Origin of the sequence: Nocardia arthritidis NBRC 100137, assembly GCF_001612765.1 — a bacterium.
Lineage (GTDB): Bacteria > Actinomycetota > Actinomycetes > Mycobacteriales > Mycobacteriaceae > Nocardia > Nocardia arthritidis.
On the sequence record NZ_BDBB01000094.1, the window covers coordinates 1 to 752 of the forward strand.

Here is a 752-nt window from a genome sequence, read left to right on the forward strand (position 1 = left end):
AACGCCGCACCGATACGCGCCACCACCTGCGTCGCCAGCAACGAGTTACCACCCAGTGCGAAGAAATCGTCATCGGCACCGACGCGCTCGACACCGAGCACGTCGGCGTACACCGACGCCACGATCTCCTCGATCGGCGTCGACGGCGCGCGGAAGGCCTGGACCTCGAACTCCGGCTCCGGCAACGCCTTACGATCCAACTTGCCGTTGACGTTCAACGGCAGAGCATCCAGCACCACGAACGCCGAGGGCACCATGTACGACGGCAACCCGGCCGACAGTTCCGACTTCACCTGCGCCACATCGACACCGGCTTCGTCGGCAGCGACCAGGTAGGCCACCAGCCGGTCACCGGTCTTCGGATCCGACTTCGCGATCACCGCCGTCTGCGCGACCCCCGGCAACGCCAGCAACGCCGCCTCGATCTCACCCAACTCGATACGGAAACCACGAATCTTCACCTGGAAATCCGCACGACCCCGATACTCGAGCTCACCGTTGCCGTTCCACGCGACCACATCACCCGTGCGATACATCCGCGCACCCGACTCGAACGGATTCGCCACGAACCGATCCGCCGTCAGATCAGCGCGACCGAAATAACCACGCGCCAACTGCACACCCGCCAAATACAACTCACCCGAAACACCCACCGGAACCGGACGCAAACGCCCATCCAGCACAAACACCCGGCTATTCCATTCGGGCGCACCAATAGGCACCGACGTCTCGTCGGCGAGCGTCACACGGTG

1 protein-coding gene is annotated in these 752 nt (G+C 63.8%); it reads right to left on the reverse strand.

Annotated features, from left to right (window positions below; all coding sequences use genetic code 11):
* A partial coding sequence (locus tag NA8_RS32180; RefSeq protein ID WP_157107047.1) for an AMP-binding enzyme occupies nucleotides 1-752 on the reverse strand: 752 nt, incomplete at both ends.